This window comes from Nocardia sp. NPDC059154, from assembly GCF_042755705.1.
GTDB lineage: Bacteria > Actinomycetota > Actinomycetes > Mycobacteriales > Mycobacteriaceae > Nocardia.
In genome coordinates, this window is the sequence record NZ_JBHZCS010000098.1 from 1 (window position 1) to 17,485 (window position 17,485).

The following is a 17,485-nucleotide window of genomic DNA, read 5'->3' on the forward strand; positions in this document are numbered from 1 at the left end:
AACAAGATCAACCCCACCAGCCCGCCCGAGCCGAGATCACCATCCCCAGTGACGAACCCGGCCGCTGTGGTCACCACCCTGAGTGACGCTCAACATTCGATGCTGTGACCAGGGAGGTCCCGCGGCCGTGTCCGGTGTGTGGGGTGGTCTCGTCGCGGGTTCATAGCCGGTATTCCCGTGAGGTCGCCGATGTCGCGGTCGCGGGCCGGGAAGTTGTGCTCAGGCTGGCGGTGCGGCGGCTGTTCTGCGGTAACGGCGGGTGCGGGCGACGGATCTTTGCCGAGCAGGTGAGCGGTTTGACGGTGCGTTATGGGCGTCGCAGCCTGGCGCTGCGGGACGTTTTGAGACGGTTCGCGTTGGCGTTGGGAGGCAGGCCCGCGGCGCGACTGTGCGCCGGGGTTGCCAGTGTGGTCAGCAGGATGACGCTGCTGCGGCTCATCCGCGCACTGCCGCAACCGGACGTCGGCGGGCTTACTGTGGTCGGTGTCGACGAGTTCGCGTTTCGTAGGGGTCGCAACTACGGCACGATCTTGGTCGATATGGCTACCCGCCGTCCGGTGGACCTGCTGCCCGAAGCCAGCTCCGATGCGTTGGCCGCCTGGCTGCGCGAGCATCCGGGGATCGAGGTGATCTGCCGTGATCGCGCCGGCTACTTCGCCGACGGCGCTCGCCGCGGAGCCCCTGATGCGGTGCAAGTCGCGGACAGGTGGCATCTTATGGCGAACCTGACCAGTGCTGTGGAGCGTGTGCTCGCGCGCAAGCGTTCCTGCCTGAATGAGCGTGACCCGGACCAGATTCCGGCACCGCCGATCCCGCAGCCGGCCCCACCGGATGGCCCCTTGGCGCAGCGGATCACCCGGCAACACCCACAAATCCAACAGATGCTGGGTCAGGGTTGGACGATCAGCGCGATCGCGCGGGAATTGCACCTGGACCGCAAGACCGTCCGACGCTACGCGCGCACCGAGGTCGAGGGTCTGCTGAGTTCCGGGGTGCGCCGCGCGAGTCTCATCGACCCGTTCGTGCCCTATCTGCAGCGCCGCTGGCGCGAGGGCTGCGTGAACGCCGCGGTCCTCTACTCCGAGATCGCAGCCCAGGGATTCGGTGGAAGCGTCAAGACGGTCCGTCGACACCTGCAACACTGGCGCGTAGCCGGTGTCCCAGTCCAGGCACCGCCCACGATCACACCCCGCAAGGCCGCTGGCTGGATCATGCGCCGCTGCGACGACCTGACCGACGACGAACGCGAGCGTCTTCGCACGATCATCGATCGCTGCGATGAGATCGCCACCACCGCTGGCCTGGCCACCGAATTCGCGATGCTGCTACGGCAACTGCGAGGAGCGGAACTCGCGGCTTGGACCCAGCGCGCACAGGCCAGCGGAATCCGGGAGATCAGCTCCTTCGCAGCCACACTGCACCGTGACTGGGACGCCGTGGTCGCCGGACTGACCCTTCCTTACAGCAATGGCCCCACCGAAGGAAATGTCAACCGACTCAAGCTGATCAAACGAGCCATGTACGGCCGAGCACGCTTCGACCTACTCCGGCTCCGCGTCTTGGCCACCTCGTAGCAACCGGACCCATCATCGAAAGTGGGACAGAGCCAGATTCGATGAGCGCAGTCAGCATCCCTTACCAGCGTCACGGTCTGTTCTTCAAACGCTGGCCTCGTAACCCCGACGAGACACCCGCCCACGCCGGGCTTCCCCGCGAGGTCCCCCGGACGATAGTCCCACCGGTCGCCGCCGCAGTCGCAGTGCTGGAGCGTATCGTCGTCGACGGCCCTATCCAGTTTCCCGCGAACACCCCGGCACACCGGCGGTCGCGATCGGCTCCGACCTGGCGTTGCAGCAGCGACGCCGAATACTCTTCGTGGGACCAGTTTTCGTCGCGGGCCTGCTCGGCGAGTTCTCCCCAGCTGCGTCCGATCGTCGCGATCTTCAACACGCGCGTCAGGTAAGCCATCATCGATGGCAGCCGTCGGGCGGCTTCGCGGCGGATCCGTTGGTGGCCGGTGCGGATTTGGTCGCGCTCATCCGTGCCTCTCTTCGGTTGTCGGAACACGGAAATCGACGCCGAACAAGGCGTCGTAATCCGGCAGCGCGCGCAGCGCGACCGGATGCCCATCGGGATGCCGGCGCGCTTGCTCGCGGCGACGGCGGTCCGCGGAGAACCCCGCGCGCAGTTGCGCGGCTATCTTCGTATGCGCCGGATCGGTGACGACGTTCTGCTTGGTTCAGGACCGCTCGTGGTCACGGGCGACCACCCTGTCCTCGCAGCGGACGACGACCGCGGTCGGTGTGGCGGTGACGTCGACGAACCGCCCGATCACCCGCGGATCGACCGAGTAGTCGACGGTGTCGACGCGGACGTAATAGTCGCAAGCGAGGCGGATCAGATGGTTCGAGCCGATCGGTGGGCTGACCGGAGGCAGCGTGATCATCGACAGATAGTCGGTCTCGAACAGATCGACCGGCCGACCCGCGATCGACCGGACCGTCCTCGTGTTCGCCTTCTCCAGCCAATCGGTGAGCTGGGTGTTGAAATCAGTTGGGCCGGTGAATGTTCGGCCCGGCAGGAACGACCGAGGCGGTTTGACGCCGCCCCCCGAAGGGCGACGCCGAAGGGCCACAAACCTTCATCTCCTGCACAGCACCGCATCCAGCAAGGTCACCTACCTATGCGACCTCCCTTTCCGCGCTCGTGGCGCACATAAAAGACAAGCTAGGACAGCAGGACGCTGCCCCTCGCATCGCGCTCGTTTGAGCCGGTCGTCTTGGATGGGTCAGTGGCGGTCGAAGCGCCGCTGAATTACGACGTCGCCCGACGGGTTCGAGACTGTCGCCGTATACGATCTCTCGTCGTCGTGCATGCGCCGGGACATGAGGTACGTCGGGCTGTTGCCGTCATTGGCGCGGTTTAGCCGATAGTGGAACCCGTCGTTGATGTACATCATCTTGACCCAGCCGTATGGCTGTCCGATCTCAGGTGCGGCTTCCGGACCGAGCTCCATCTTCGGGAGCTTAGGCAGGTTGACATCGGGGTACGTGATGTCGCGGACCATGTACGGAACCCAGTCCCCGTCCCACGCAGTGGAGACCGTCATGCGCAGAGTCGGGTTGGTTCCGAAAAGGATCTCCTGGTCGTAGTACTTGTCGGTCACGTACATCGTGACCTCCTCGAAGCCAACGGGGTCCGGGCTGATCCAGGTCTGCTTATCTGCGTCCCAGACCTTCGACTCGTCGAGGTTGATCTTCCAGACTCCGGTGAAGGGTGAGCTCACAGGTTTTCCTCGAACCTAGAGAGACGACGATCAGTCCGTCGGCGCCGAAAAGGCCATTGGCCTCCCGGGTTCCGGTTCAAGTAGACCCCGCGACGGTCGACACGCATCGCTGACTCGCGCACGCTCTCGTGCAACTCGGGGCCGGGTGCCTCATTGAGCAGAATCGCAACGCCGTCTTCGTCGCGCTGATCGAAAACCTGGGGTGTGGCGAGTACGCACTGGCCACCGCCGACGCACGCGTCCTCATCAATCTCGATGTGCACAGTCATCGTTCCTCTCTTGTTGAAGGACGCCCTGCTTGGTGCCTTCGCGTTGGGATATCACGTCAGATAGGTGGGCGCATGCGACCCGCGGTGCACTCGCTCTCACCATGTGACGGGAAGTTGACGGGGGCCGTAGTTGTTTCCCTCGCCGCCAAGCCACGGAATCTCGTCCTTGGGAATTGCCAGTTCGAGATTGGGGAAGCGACGCGCGAGACCCGCGAGAGCGGCCTCCAGCTCAAGTCGGGCCAGATTTTGGCCCAAGCATTGGTGGATGCCGTAACCAAAAGTCAGGTGCTGGCCCGTGGCGCGGGTTACATCAACGTCGTCAGGGGCTTCAAAGACGCTCGGGTCCCGGTTCGCTGACGGGAGAGACACGACCACGGTTTCACCCGTCTTGATTATCGTGCCACCAATCTCTATGTCTTCGAGCGCAGTCCGAATGTCCGGAGCCTGCGCCACGGAGGTGAACCGCAGCAGCTCCTCAATGAAGTTGCTGTCGGGAACCACCTGGCACTTCAGCGAGTCCCAGAGCGATCGGTTACTGAGGATGGTCGCAACGGAGAAGGCGATAGTGCTGGACGTGGAGACATGCGAAGCACGCACCAGGATGACTACCAGACCGACAAGTTCCTTGTCCGTCAGGTCGCCACCGTTGACAAGGGCTCCGAGCATGTCGCTGGCGGGCTCGCCGCGCTTCTGGTCGATCAGCCCTCGAGCGAACTCACGGAACTTGGTGTTCGCCTCGACTACCGCTTCGCCTGGCGATCGCGGGTCCGTCATCACCTCGGTCAAGTGCTTGAACTCGTCGCGTTGATGCTCAGGGATACCAAATAGAGCACACGTCAAGAGTGAGGGAATTGCATCCGCAAAGGTCTTCACCACGTCGGCCGGCTTGCCCGCTGATTCCATGTCATCCAGACACTGCGAGACGATCTCCTCGATGCGAGTCCGATACTCGCCCGCACGACGCACCGAGAAGTGGCCGGCGAGAAGGCGGCGAAATCTGGTGTGTACCGGCGGGTCGACGTCCAGGTACGGCAGCGTGTCTGGTGTCTGTGCGCGCAGCGCCTGAAGGACCTCGGAGTCCCAGAAGGCATCCGCGACGCGACCTTCCTGCCGAAACTGATCGATCCGTTTGCGGATGTTCTCTGGGAACGAAGCGTCCCTCTCGATGGCGTCGACCCACACCTGCGCGCGAACCGTCTGAAGCCGAGGCTGCCCACCCGGGACCTGGCTAAAGCGGCGGTCACCCAGCACTGCCCTCGCGAGCTCGTAGTTCGTCACCAGCCAGCCGGGATGCCCGTCGGGAAAGCGAAGTCGAGTGAGTGGTTGGCTCTCCCGCAACTCAGCCATCTGGTCAGGCGGATTGAACGGACACCGTCGCTCCGTAGGCAAAGACACCGGCTCCGAAGTCGCCGGATCAGGAGGCGGAGAGACTGCCATAGCGCACCTCGCTTCCGCAAGCCGTGCGGCTCAGCACTCGCGCTGGCATCGGCATCCCCCGAGGATCCGGAAGCCCGGCCCGCTACTAATCAATCGACTCATTCCTAACTTGTCGGACGCGACACCTCTGAGGCCGCGGTCGTCCGTGTGCTCGATCGCTGCGCCGAGCTCTCAGAGGTTGACACCGTGGTGGCATGCTGACATTTCAATACGATGGCAGGCTAACTTTTGGCTCGAACGTCGTCAAGAGACGCCACCGCTTGTGCCCGCCGCCGTCGGTGATGATGCCGAACTTGGTGACATGAACCATCGAACCCGGGTAGGGCGGCTTCTACCGGTTGTCGCAACACATCCCGTAGGTTCTGGAGGTTGTGTTGTCGTCGGGTGAAGAAGGGGCCGGGGCGTCGTCCGCAGTCGGCCAAACGTCCACGGTTCATGGAGCTTCGGGGTCGGGGCTGGAGCATTCTCCGCGCGGCCCGCGAGGTCGCGGTGTCCCGAACCGCGGGCAACAACTGGTCGCGCGGCTACAAGACCTACCGCAACGGCGCGGTCGTCGGGTTCGTGCCGGCCTTGGACCGGTTGGCGGTGCGTCAGATCAACGCTCGGTTCCTGTCCCAGGACGAGCGGATCGAAATCGCTGATCTACGCCAGGCAGGCTTGAGCATCCGAGCGATCACGAGCCAATTGGGACGGGCACCGTCGATGATTTCGCGAGAACTGCGCCGGAATGCGTTCAGAGACAAAGGGTATCGGCCGCTCGAGGCGCATCGACGCGCCACCGCCCGGAGGGCTCGACCACATCGGCGGCATCTCGAGACCAACCCCGAACTCCAACGTCTGGTCACGAACGCGAATCCGGACTCGGCGCCCCAACCGACATCGACGCCCTCCACCAGCGCATCAACCAGCTCGAACAACACAATCTCGACCTGCAGCAACACCTGCGTTGCACGAACTTTACGGGAACCATCCGCTGCTGCAGAGTCGCATTGGCAATCCCGGCACCCGAGTCGATCGACACCACATTCGCGCCACGACGACTCGGCCGCTCCGCCAACTCGCGGACATACCGCGCGATATGGGCTCTATCAGCCTCCACCGGGTCGACCCGCACCCGATCGCACATCTCGAGATATTCGGCCAGTCCGCGCGAGTAAGCGTCCATCGTCCGTGGCGCACGACCGAGATCAGCCCACACCCGCAGCCAGACGGCGGCTTGCTCATGCCAGCCCAGCATCGGCCACTTCTCCACCAGCGCCACCGCGCCACTCAATCTGCCTCCAAAGTGCGTGGTCACCCCCAGGAATACAAGATCATCCTGGGGTCAGATTCCACGTAACTTTTAAAATGCTGAAACGGCGGATGTTCGGCCGCGCCAAGCCCGATCTGCTTCTAATCCTGTTGAACCCCTGAGCAACACAGCTGCAGAATCACGAAATATGGGCCAGAACCAGTCTTCGCGAGTTGTTGACAGGAACCTCTTGCTGTCACGGAGCGTGCACGGACGTCCCATCAGCGTTGCAACGATTCCATCGCAAACGCTGCGGCGCCGTGATCACAGCCGACGCTGCCCTGCCCAGCCAATGTGTCAGATCGTAGATCCTCACGGCAGTTCCTCACTGAACGGGAGACATGCTCGTAGAGCGCGCATGAGCAGTGGGTTGTCCGATGTGCGCGCGCTCAGCGAGGAGCGCTTTTGCCATGTTCCAGCCCAGCACACCGGTGATGTGCTCATGATGGGTGTAGTGGGCGATGAATCGCCCCTCGCGCGGGCCGCCGCGGACGATGGTTGCCGTACAGCCGAGGGGAAAGGTGCCATATGCCTGGATCCGGGTGTCATATTGGTCAGTCCAGAAATAGGGAACGGGGGTGAACGGCACGCCGGCACCGAGAAGATTGGTGGCTGCGGCGACGGCTTGTTCGGTGGCGTTCAACCGGTGCTCGACCCTGATATGACTGCCCAGCGTTGGGTGCCACCAGCGGGCGACGTCACCGGCGGCGTAAACACCAGGTGCTGCACGGCAGGTAGAGTCGCAGACGACGCCGTCCTCGAGGGGTAGGCCGCTGTCGGCGAGCCAGTCGGTCGATGGCGCCGAGCCGATCGCGACCAGCACGAGATCGGCCGGCAGAACCGTCCCGCTCGTGAGCTCAACGCCAGTCACGGAACGATCACCGACGAGACGACGGACGGTGACACCACAGCGGACATCCACACCATGGTGCCGGTGCAAGGCGGCTACCTGCTGGCCGATGTCTTCACCCAGCTGCCTCATCATGGGCACCGCCAAAGGGTCCACAATGCAGACTCGGAGGCCGGCCTTCTGGGCGGAGGCTGCGACCTCGCATCCGATAAGTCCTGCGCCGATCACTACCAGCCGCCCACCTGGACGTAGGCTTTCACGTAACGCGATCGCATCATCGATGGTGCGGAGAACGTGAACTCCAGCAAGGTCGTGCCCGGTGGGAAGGCGGCGCGGTCCCACACCCGTCGCAATTATGAGCCCGTCATAGCGCAGGCTCTCACCAGTGTGGAGCGCAAGCGTCCGCTCATTCACGTCAAGCCCGACAGCGCGTGCGCCGAGTCTCAGGTCAACCCCCAGCCGCTCAAAGGCGGCGTTGTCGCGGAGTGTTAGGCGATCCGTTTCCCATGCCCCGGTGAGAATCTGCTTAGACAGCGGTGGCCGGTCATATGGGAGATGTGTCTCGCCGCCAACCTGGGTGATTGAACCGGCAAAGCCCTGACGGCGCAGCGTCTCAACCGCTGTCACGCCTGACACGCCGGCTCCCACCACAAGAACCCGGTCCAGGCTGATAGTCACTCGATGACCCGAATCGCAGCAGCCGGGCACCTCATCGCTGCCTCCCTCACGGCCTCGTACAGCTCAACGCCTGGCGCCTCCTCAAGCAACACGACGACCCCGTCCTCGTCACGCTGATCGAACACCTCGGCCGCAGCCTGCACACATTGGCCGCCACCCACGCACGCGTCCTCGTCAACTTCGATGCGCATAGCTATTTCCTTCCTCTTGTCGTCTTGTCTCTTGTCTTCAGTTAGCGGGCGGCCGTCCGTCACGTTCCTGCCCCGTGCCGCGGTTCGCGTTGACCCGACGCCCGCCGGTTCACCAGGTCACCGGGAGCGCCTTGGGGCCGTAGTTGTTGCCATCGGCACCGAGCCAAAGGATGTCTGCCTCGGGCACCGCCAAGTCAAGCTTTGGGAACCGGCGGGCGAGTCCGGTCAGCGCAATCTGCAGTTCCAGCCGAGCGAGGTTCTGGCCGAGGCACTGGTGGATACCGAAGCCGAACGTGAGGTGCTTGGTTGCTGAGCGCGTCACGTCGACTCGGTCGGGCTGGGTGAACACTTTCGGGTCGCGATTCGCTGCCGGAAGTGAGACGACGACCGTCTCGTTGGCCTTGATCACGGTGCCACCGAGCTCGATGTCTTCCAAAGCCGTTCGAATATCGGGGGCTTGGGCAACACTCGTGTAGCGGAGCAGTTCTTCTACGACATCACCAGTCGGTGCTTCCTCGGTACGGAGGGTGTCCCACAAGTTCCGATCCCTCAAGAGCGTTGCGACGGCAAACGTCATCGTGGTCGAGGTTGACACGTGAGAGGCCCTCACCAAAATCACTACGAGCCCCACGAGTTCCTCATCGGTCAACTCGCCACTGTGAACCAACGCACCGAGCATGTCCTCGGCCGGCTGTGCTCGCTTGCGCTCAACGAGTTCCCGGGCGAACGCGCGATAGTCGGCATTTGCTTGCAGGACATCGTCGCCGGCCGAACTGGGGCTGGTCATGACCTCGGTCAGCCGCTCAAACTCGCCCCGCTCACTCTCGGGAATTCCGAACAGTGCGCAGGTCAACAGCGATGGGATCGGTTCGGCGAAAACCTTCACCAAGTCGGCAGGCGGGCCCATTCGCTCCATTTCGTCGAGACGATCGGAGACGATCTGTTCAATGTACGGCCGATACTCGCTCACTCGGCGCACCGTAAAGTGCCCAGCGAGGATGCGCCGCAGCCGAGTGTGGGCGGGGGGATCCAAATCGAGGTAGGGCAGCGTTGCCAATGTCTGCTCCCGGAGTGCTTCGAGAACCTCGACGTCCCAGAAGGCCTCGGTAAGCCGTCCCTGCTGCCGGTAACGCTCGACGAGTGCACGGATATTATCCGGAAAGGTGGTGTCCTGCTGAATCGCATCCGCGAACACCTGGGCACGCACGGCCTGCAATTTTGGCTGTCCTCCTGGCACCTGGCTGAAGCGCCGATCCCCAAGCACTGCGCGGACGAGCTCGTGGCTCGTCACCAACCAGCCCATATGGCCATCAGGAAAGCGGAGTCGAGTCAACGGCCGACTGTCTCGCAGCTCGCCAAGTGCATTCGGAGGATCGAACGGACATTTGCGCTCCGTCGGCAACCAAACCGGCTCGGTCGGCGCAGCATCAGGCAATGGTGAAGTTGACACGATCAATCCTTTTCAGGTCGTCTTTGATGTTTCGAGCTTGCCAATGCGGTTCGTGTCCCTAAGGGCCCGGCATCCGGTTCATGCTGCTCAAGATGACTTCTTTCTCTGGTGCATCCAGGGATGAGCGGCATGATTGGGTCGATTTAGCTGGGGCTCGTGTTTCACTCAAGGGTCCTTGTAGACCACGCAACCCACAGGTTCGGTCTCGCCTCATGTCCGCTCTGTATTCAAACAGTGACCGCTCAGCCTGGGCGCACACTGAAATGTCAATGTCATGTTACTGTACTGGCACCCCTGGGGGTAGTCAAGTGGCACTACCCGCTTGCTTCCTGGATTCCGGGTAACGCCGCAGGGTCCACGGATTGGGGTTCGTCGCTCCGGAGGTGCGAGGCCGGGATGGGAGGAAACGAGACGGGTCTTGACGCTCCAACTCGGTACGGCTACTGTGTAATTGTACAGAAATGTCAGAGCCGCTAATCGGCTAGCGTGCTGACAGATAAGTTCACCCGGACAGGAGCTCCCATATGTCAGAAATTGTGATCGCCAGTTGTGCGTTTCCGGGAACCTACGACATCAAAAAGAGCGTTGAGCTGCACCTGTCGTACATCGAAGAGGCTGCGGCGGCCGGTGCTGCTCTGGTTGTGTTTCCTGAAACGAGTCTGCAGGGATATCCGTCTCTCTTTTCGAACTTTGCAAATATTGAGGACGTTGTCGCTGAGGCGCAGCGTACAGCCGAAGCGGTCCCGGATGGACCTAACGTGTCCCGCCTGATCGCCGCCGCCGTGCAGCACAATATTCACGTCGTTTTCGGCCTTCACGAGGCTGGCTCGCAGCCGGGCGTCCTTCACAACACTCTCGTCCTTGCGGGACCGGACGGTTACATCGGATCCTACCGGAAGGTCCACCTGACCCCCGAAGAGAAGTACCTCCATCGGCCGGGTCATCAGTGGCCTGTGTTTGACACGCCCCTTGGCAAGATCGGCCTGCTTATCTGCTATGACATGGCGTGGCCGGAGGCGTGCCGGGAACTCACCCTGTCTGGAGCCGAACTGCTGGTGATGGGTGCCGCCTGGCCCGCGTTGCCCGGCCACGGCGAAGGAGAGAACAACCTGCGAGTGCGGCAGTACTCCCTCTACAGCGGTACGCGCGCCATCGAAAATGCCCGGTGGTTCGTCTCGTCGAACTTCATCGGCGAAATGGGCACATCCGATTACATCGGGTTCAGTCAGATCGTCGACCCGCTCGCCACCGTCGTCGCTACCACCGGAATTGATCAGGTCGGATTGGCGACAGCCACGGTAGATATTGCTGCCGGACTCGCCCGGACTTCGGCAGTTCGCCTGGGTCCACGTCTCATCCGGGACCGCCGTCCTGATACCTACAAGGTGCTCAATGGCTCCCTCCCGGTCGCAGTGGACGGCTGACGGAAGGCCTCGGCTGGGCCTCTCATTCCGCGGTGCGCTAGCACTTCGCCATCCGATATGACCGCAAAGCGCGACCTCTGCACTTGTGCACACCGTATCCGACCGACCACAGGTAGCAGGAGTCGCGTCCGTCGGCTGGTTTCGGTGATCGTGCCGCCGGATACCAGCAGGTCGGTCGATCTCGAACTTGGCCGAAACGCGCTGTGCACCACGATCCGACGATCACGAGGACGTGACTGGAGTGAACCACAAGCGATGAGCCATTCATATGGCGAGGCGAACTACCTCGCGCACACCAGGCCTGCCGCGATGGCATATCCGCCTAATCCGCGGCCACAGGTAGGTCCTTGATGACCGAGGCAAACGCGCTGCCGCGCTATGACGAGCTGCCGCCCGCATCCGGGGGCGGGCGCAGCGGATGGGGGATTTTCACCGAACCCAACCTCGGCGCATTCGGGCTACAGACCGCAGAACGGATCGTGTCGGCGGCGCGGCTGGTACGGCGTGGTGCGATGTTCGCTCTGCAGGCGCCAATGGATGTGATCGAGCCGGCCATGTTCGGGCGCGGAACGCCTCGCCATACGCTTATTGCGTACCCAGGAGGCAGCGGCTTCGACGATGTCATAGATAATTTCTACCCGCAGGCTTCCAGCCAGTGGGACGGGCTTGCGCATGTCGGCTATCAGCCCGGTACCTTCTATTGCGGGGCATCGCCTGGTGACGTCCAAGCTGGGAAGCTATCGATGCACCACCTGGCGGAGCGCGGCATCGCCGGGCGCGCGGTGTTGCTGGATGCTGAGCGCGTGCTGGCCGACCGCCACGCCGGCTACCACCCCAGCACCGGTAGCTCGATCACACCGGAGGACCTGGAGACGTGCCGTGAAGCGGCCGGTGTGATCTATCAACCTGGGGATATCCTGCTGTTGAACAGCGGATATCTGCGCTGGTATCGAGCCCAGTCGGATGACGACCGAGCGACGTTTGCGCAGCGTGGGCGGTTGTTCCACGTCGGAATCGAGCACACCGAGCGGATGGCCGAATACTTGTGGAATAGCCGTATCAGCGCGATCGTGTCTGACCTGCCCGCCACCGAGACCTGGCCGCCGGACGAGTCCAAGGAGAGCGCGCCATTCGGGTTCCTGCATCGAATGCTTCTTGGCCAGCTCGGCATCTTCATCGGCGAGCTGTGGCATCTGCAAGACCTTGCGGACGACTGCCGCGCCGATGGCGTCTACGAGGTCTTCCTTGTTAGTGCGCCACTCAACGTGGCTAACACGGTAGGTTCGCCCGCCAACGCGATCGCCTTGAAGTAACCCGTCTCCAAGCCTGAACAGCGCACCGAGGCGGCCATAGGGCGTCGCTATGGTTTGCCCGCTTCCCCCTAAGAACTCCTAACAGAGTGAGAGGTTGACCAGCCGGCGCCAGCAGATGATGCTGCAGGCCAGGCTGAGGAATGCCTCATGGATGTCGTCGCGGATCTCCCAGCGGATGCGCAGCCGCCGGAACCAGTGCAGCAGCGCGAAACTCTGCTCCACCACCCAGCGGTGCACACCGAGCCCGGAGCCGTGTTCGACGCCGCGGCGGGCGATGAACGGGGTGATTCCCTTGTCCCGCACTTGTTTACGGTACTTGTCGTGGTCGTAGCCGCGGTCGGCGTAGACAGCGTCCGGGCGCCGGCGGGGACGCCCGCGCCGGCCCCGCACCGGCGGGATCGCCTCGATCAAAGCCATGAACTGGGTGACGTCGTTACGGTTGCCGCCGGTCAGTGACACCGCCAGCGGGATACCGTGCGCCTCGGTGATCAGATGGTGTTTCGAGCCGGTCCGGGCACGGTCGACCGGGCTCGGTCCGGTTTTGGGCCGCCCTCGAGCGCCCGCACGTGGGAGCCGTCGACCACCGCCCTCGACCAATCCAACGCCCCGGCCGCGTTCTCGGCCAGCAGTGTTTCGTGCAACCGCTGCCAGACCCCGGCGGCATGCCAGTCCCGCAGCCGCCGCCACCGCAAGGTAGGTGTGGGCGAGCAGGGCTGGAGTGATGTGCCGGTACCAGGCGACGTAGCGGCGGACCGGGTACTGGTCGAGCCCGATCTCGGTTTTCTCGGTCTGCAAACAGTCCTCGACCGACCGGCGGGCACCAGCGACCCGAATGAGATCCTCGTCACTGGTGCCGATCGCGGCGCCGCACAGGCAGTACGCGATGTCGAGTTTGCCGGTCGTATTGCGGGTCAACGACCGACGGGCCAAGACAGCGCCGCCACCCGGTGCCGGCTTCACTGACGGTGGGCAGCGCGGCCACGGCCCAGTCGAACAGCCGCGGGCCTTTCGCTCCTTGGGCGCAGCTGCGCCGCTTCCATGCGCCGCGCGGTGCGTCCGCGACGACCTGGTCGGCACGCCAGCTGCCGGACAGGGACACAATCGGCGCACTGCTGGGCAACAGCCACCACATACCCGATCCTCCGCCGTACGAGCCAGCGGCGGAACTTCGAATCACCGCCGTAAGCCTCGTCGGCAGTGACCCACCGAGCGGGCACACCAGCATCCAGTACACGAGCCAGGCATCCTTTGTGCCAGAACCTGTTTCGTTGCGAATTTGACCTCATCGGGCACCCCGGCCTCCCGGCAGCGGGCCCGATCGGCGGTCCACGACTTCGGCAGATACAACTCCCGATCGATCAGCGTGCGGCCCTTCACACTCTTGTACGCACAGAACACACCCAGCAGCTCTCCACCCCGACCGGCCGTTCCCGAGTCAGCGATCAGATACTCGGACCTCAGCCCAGCTGCGCCCGCAACAGCCTCCACTGGGCCGATGCTGTGCGCGCGAGCGACACTCCAGAATCCGGAAGTTACAATCGCGCACATCACTATGGCGGAACCCTGTAAAAGACCCTGGCGCACGTAGTCAAGCATTGCTGGGTTCACAGGAACTGGACTACAGCAACTTCTTGACCGGCGCCATTGCAATCGTTATGATTACTGACACAGCACTGAAACTTCAGTTACATGGATCACGGTCAATAAGTTCATTGATGCACAACGGAGAGATTCGACCGTTCGTCACCACACAATGGTGCACTCATCGGAGTCGACGAACGACCACTGTCCGATTATAGGCCACCATCACACTTGGATCTGATGTCGCATCCGGAAGGCCAAAACTCCCCATAACGGGTCGCCGTACGCGAGCGGTGCTGTTAATTGCGCGGCGCAGAAACGCCGCGTAGGTATGCAGGCAGAGATGAGCTGGGACGTAATCGATTTGTTCGCAAATGCGATTCAGTTTGAAGATTTCCAGCGCGATTCGCAACTTACAGAAAGGACTGGACCGGAACTCTCGCCCTACTTTATCCTTGCTCATCCACCGAGAGCTACAGTGTACCCCACGATGAACGCGGTAGTGGCAGTACGGGCCCAGTGCTCGCGACTTGCTCGGCAATGCTCGCCACCCGTCATCATAACTCGTTGCAAAACACGAGGGATAGCGCAACCGACGCTTGAGCGCCGCGCAACCATATCAGAGTCTTATGAAAATGAGGCGATTCTCTTTTCCTGCGGCATACGGTGGAAATATATAATAGGCCGACTCGCGTGGTCGCTGGCTCGTTCCCGGCACCCGCGTCGCTTGAGGAGTATCATGAACAACGGCAATGATGCCGCGCGCCGAAAGGCACTGCTAGCTGGCGCGATTGGGACCTTTGTGGAAATGTACGACCTCGCGTTGTATGGATTTTTCGCAACCACGATCGCGACACTATTCTTCCCGAAGGGAAACTCTGTCACTGCTCTGTTATCCACCTTCGCAATCTTCGCGGTCGGATTTGTTGTTCGTCCTATTGGAGCAGTCGTATGGGGCCATATCGGTGATAAGGTAGGACGACGCCCCGCGCTTTTCATGGCCGTGATAGTAATGAGCGTGGGCACAGTAGGCATGGGACTACTGCCAGGTTACGACCAAATTGGATTGGCTGCGCCGGCATTACTTTTGTTGTTTCGACTCGTGCAGGGATTCTCCGTCGCCGGAGAATATGCTGGCGGTACCATTTTTATCCTTGAGTATGCACCAGCGGGAAGGCGCGGTCGATATGCTTCGACGCTCCCTTCGTCCGCAAACATCGGGACCATCTTCGGCGCGCTGGTAGCAGTGTTGATGACCTCAACGACAACTTCGGAGCAGCTGAGCTCGTGGGGGTGGAGGGTGCCTTTCCTCTTCGCGCTGCCCCTTACATTGGTCGCTCTCCTGTTGCGACTCAAGGTGGAGGAATCGCCCGCGTTCACCGCTCTCCAGACTGAGGGGCGCGTCGAATCTGCACCGCTTGTTGAGGCATTCAAGATGGCGAAAAAGCCGATGCTTCTATTCATCGGCTGGGCTATGACTCCCTCAGTCAGCGGTTATCTTGTAAACGCCTTCTTGATTTCGTACCTGACTAGGTCGGCACATTTCAGCAATACTCAATCGCTTCTCATCCTGGTCGTGTCGCTGCTTACTTCTACGGGCGGCTGTATAGTCGCAGGACGCCTGATAGACGCAGCAGGAAAAAAACGCGTCGCAATAGTTTATGCGCTAGGATTGGGTGCTTGGGCCATCCCATCCTTCGCGTTGCTTCCTCATAGTTCACTGCTGGGTGCATTTATGGTCATTGCGGTCTTCGTAATATTTTCCAGTGGGGTCTCAACAACGCTTAGCCTGTTGATCTTCGATTTGTTCCCCGCGCGCGTTCGGGTGTCTGCGAGCGCGCTCGGTTACAACATATGCCAAATGGTGTTTGGCGGGACCGCACCGTTCGTGGCGACTTTCCTCATCAACGCAGGCCATCCACTTGGCCCTGGCTACTATCTTGCCGGTTTGGCTACTGTCTCGGCTTTGGTGGCAGCGCTCGGTTTCGGGAGTCGAACTCAAAGCAACGGTCGACCCACCGCAACCCCTGCCCTAGCCGACAATCGGCAGCAAACGGACGCGTAACGATCGGCGCATCTTCTGTGGCTGTCCTTACTTCGCCCGATGCGACGAGGACAACATGTTCGACCCGGCTCCCATGGTGTATGCATGGGAGCCGGGCGACAGCTCGCAGTCCCGGCAACTCTTGAGTGTCAGGCGGTGCTCTGCATGCACATCCAAAGATCTGCGCTGGTGTGTGCCGGCGCATCCGTCCGCTGCGCGCCGCAGCCGCGAACGAGCTCGCGAATTCGTCGTGAACTCGGTGACTGCCGATCCCATGCTCCACGCCCGCGCGTAGATGCGTGTCGCTTTTGTTCCTAGCGTGCACACACTAAGAGCTCCTAATGATATGTAGCGGGTCCACCAGTACGGCAGACTCGCTACCGGTAGCGGCTGGCGGGTGAGCACTCTTCGCCCCCGGGACTTCGAATCCTGAAAAAAGATCGTGCCCCCGCCGGTCGGTCAACCCGTTGCAGGCTGACCGGGAGAACGGATCGCTGCTGGGATGTCGTGCCCGCCTCGGGCGTGAGCACTTTTCATTAGGTCGCCGAGTGTTCTCCTGAACGCTACCGATATCGAAAGAGGTTGGTAGGCAGGAGGATCGCTGTTGCTGTTCGTAGGAGACGACTGGGCCGAAAACCATCACGATGTGGAGTTGATGAGCCCGGCAGGCAAGAAGCTGGCCAGAGCCCGGCTGCCCGAGGGTGTCGAGGGAATCACCCGATTACACGCCCTGATCGGCGAACATCTCGACACCGGCTCCGAGGCCGATTCGGTGGTGATCGGCATCGAGACCGATCGAGGTCCCTGGGTCGCGGCCCTGGTCGCCGCCGGTTACTCGGTGTTCGCGGTCAACCCGTTGCAGGCTGCCCGTTATCGCGATCGGCACGCGGTCTCCGGCGCCAAGAGCGATCCAGCCGATGCGCACGTGCTGGCCGACATGGTGCGCACCGACTCGCATCAGTTGCGACGAGTGGCTGCCGACAGCCCGCAGGCTGAGGCGGTGAAAGTCGTTGCCCGAGCGCACAAGACGCTGATCTGGGAACGCACCCGCACCACCCAGCGGCTGCGGCACTCGTTGCGCGAGTACTTCCCTGCGGCGCTGGAGGCCTTCGACGACCTCACCGCATCCGATGCGCTGGAACAGCTGGCCAAAGCGCCCGAACCCGTTGCGGCAGCGCGGCTGTCGCTCAAGCAGATCCGGGCCGCACTCACCCGGGCCCGTCGCCGTGACGTCGATACCAAAGCCGCCAGAATCCAGGCAGCACTGCGGGCCGAGCATCTGCGCCGCGATGCGGTGATCGATGCCGCCTACGCGGCCACCACACGGGCCTCGATCCACATCCTGATCGCCCTCCGCGAGCAGATCACCGAGCTGGCAGGGCAGGTGGAGGCGCATTTTGGCCGACACCCGGACGCTGAGATCGTCCTGTCCCAGCCCGGGATGGGCATCATTCTCGGTGCCCGGGTGCTCGCCGAATTCGGAGACGCCCGCGGCCGCTACGCCTCGGCCAAGGCCCGCAAGAACTGTGAGGATCTTGGGGTGCTGTCCCTGGCCGTGGCCTGACCCGCGCAAGAACTGGCCATAGTGCCTTGGCGTAGATCTGTCGGTCACGGCTCCGGGGCGGTGCTTGCTGCCGCCGGTCCGGCGGGTGTGTCTCGATAGGGGCTTTG

General features: G+C 62.5%; 13 protein-coding genes and 3 pseudogenes. 7 read left to right on the plus strand and 9 right to left on the minus strand.

The genetic code is table 11. The features are described 5' to 3' along the window. Window positions 1-104 precede the first annotated feature (104 nt). Window positions 105-1,574 carry an ISL3 family transposase gene (locus ACFXN1_RS46395; protein ID WP_379444098.1) on the plus strand — a complete coding sequence of 490 codons (1,470 nt, stop codon included), beginning with the start codon at window positions 105-107 and terminating at the stop codon, window positions 1,572-1,574. A 461-nt stretch (window positions 1,575-2,035) separates the two neighbouring features. On the opposite strand, the pseudogene ACFXN1_RS46400 reads toward ACFXN1_RS46395, so the two are convergent. The 4 genes and pseudogenes from ACFXN1_RS46400 to ACFXN1_RS46415 all read right to left on the minus strand — a co-directional run. Next, window positions 2,036-2,587, minus strand: a pseudogene (locus ACFXN1_RS46400) (IS21 family transposase); the annotation flags it as partial. Between the two features lie 201 nt (window positions 2,588-2,788). Next, window positions 2,789-3,286 (minus strand): hypothetical protein, encoded by a 498-nt coding sequence (locus ACFXN1_RS46405; RefSeq protein ID WP_379444097.1) that lies wholly within the window; start codon window positions 3,284-3,286, stop codon window positions 2,789-2,791. Continuing rightward, on the minus strand, window positions 3,283-3,555 hold the full coding sequence (locus tag ACFXN1_RS46410) for a ferredoxin (RefSeq protein ID WP_379405103.1): 273 nt from the start codon (window positions 3,553-3,555) through the stop codon (window positions 3,283-3,285). Before ACFXN1_RS46410 ends, ACFXN1_RS46405 begins: the two co-directional genes overlap by 4 nt. 96 nt (window positions 3,556-3,651) lie before the next feature. Next, window positions 3,652-4,902: a cytochrome P450 gene (locus ACFXN1_RS46415; protein WP_379405101.1), complete on the minus strand. Its 1,251-nt coding sequence runs from the start codon at window positions 4,900-4,902 to the stop codon at window positions 3,652-3,654. Window positions 4,903-5,427: 525 nt separating this feature from the next. Between ACFXN1_RS46415 and ACFXN1_RS46420 the strand changes: the two are divergent. Next, window positions 5,428-5,835: pseudogene (locus tag ACFXN1_RS46420) on the plus strand (helix-turn-helix domain-containing protein); the annotation flags it as partial. A 773-nt stretch (window positions 5,836-6,608) separates the two neighbouring features. Here ACFXN1_RS46420 and ACFXN1_RS46425 read toward each other — a convergent pair. From ACFXN1_RS46425 to ACFXN1_RS46435, 3 genes are all read right to left on the minus strand, one after another. Then, complete coding sequence (locus tag ACFXN1_RS46425) at window positions 6,609-7,811, minus strand: NAD(P)/FAD-dependent oxidoreductase (RefSeq protein WP_379444096.1); 1,203 nt, start codon at window positions 7,809-7,811, stop codon at window positions 6,609-6,611. Beyond that, window positions 7,808-8,002 (minus strand): ferredoxin, encoded by a 195-nt coding sequence (locus ACFXN1_RS46430; protein WP_379405096.1) that lies wholly within the window; start codon window positions 8,000-8,002, stop codon window positions 7,808-7,810. The genes ACFXN1_RS46425 and ACFXN1_RS46430 overlap by 4 nt, the downstream gene beginning before the upstream one ends. A 109-nt stretch (window positions 8,003-8,111) precedes the next feature. Continuing rightward, complete coding sequence (locus tag ACFXN1_RS46435; protein ID WP_379444095.1) at window positions 8,112-9,452, minus strand: cytochrome P450; 1,341 nt, start codon at window positions 9,450-9,452, stop codon at window positions 8,112-8,114. A 524-nt stretch (window positions 9,453-9,976) separates the two neighbouring features. Between ACFXN1_RS46435 and ACFXN1_RS46440 the strand changes: the two genes are divergently transcribed. After that, the gene (locus ACFXN1_RS46440; protein WP_379405092.1) at window positions 9,977-10,876 is read left to right on the plus strand and encodes a carbon-nitrogen hydrolase family protein; all 900 of its coding nucleotides are present in this window, start codon (window positions 9,977-9,979) and stop codon (window positions 10,874-10,876) included. 350 nt (window positions 10,877-11,226) lie between these two features. Continuing rightward, complete coding sequence (locus tag ACFXN1_RS46445) at window positions 11,227-12,189, plus strand: cyclase family protein (protein WP_379444094.1); 963 nt, start codon at window positions 11,227-11,229, stop codon at window positions 12,187-12,189. Window positions 12,190-12,267: 78 nt separating this feature from the next. Here the strand turns inward: ACFXN1_RS46445 and ACFXN1_RS46450 are convergent. Continuing rightward, a pseudogene (locus tag ACFXN1_RS46450) lies at window positions 12,268-12,875 on the minus strand (IS5 family transposase); the annotation flags it as partial. A 13-nt stretch (window positions 12,876-12,888) separates the two neighbouring features. Here ACFXN1_RS46450 and ACFXN1_RS46455 point away from each other — a divergent pair. Further along, window positions 12,889-13,152: a hypothetical protein gene (locus tag ACFXN1_RS46455; RefSeq protein ID WP_379405088.1), complete on the plus strand. Its 264-nt coding sequence runs from the start codon at window positions 12,889-12,891 to the stop codon at window positions 13,150-13,152. Between the two features lie 210 nt (window positions 13,153-13,362). On the opposite strand, the gene ACFXN1_RS46460 is transcribed toward ACFXN1_RS46455, so the two are convergent. Further along, window positions 13,363-13,785: a transposase gene (locus ACFXN1_RS46460; protein WP_379463977.1), complete on the minus strand. Its 423-nt coding sequence runs from the start codon at window positions 13,783-13,785 to the stop codon at window positions 13,363-13,365. Window positions 13,786-14,509: 724 nt separating this feature from the next. Here ACFXN1_RS46460 and ACFXN1_RS46465 point away from each other — a divergent pair. Continuing rightward, entirely contained in the window at window positions 14,510-15,835 is a 1,326-nt protein-coding gene (locus ACFXN1_RS46465) for an MFS transporter (protein ID WP_379444092.1), read from the plus strand. Window positions 15,836-16,418: 583 nt separating this feature from the next. After that, entirely contained in the window at window positions 16,419-17,378 is a 960-nt protein-coding gene (locus ACFXN1_RS46470; protein WP_379444091.1) for an IS110 family transposase, read from the plus strand. Window positions 17,379-17,485 lie beyond the last annotated feature (107 nt).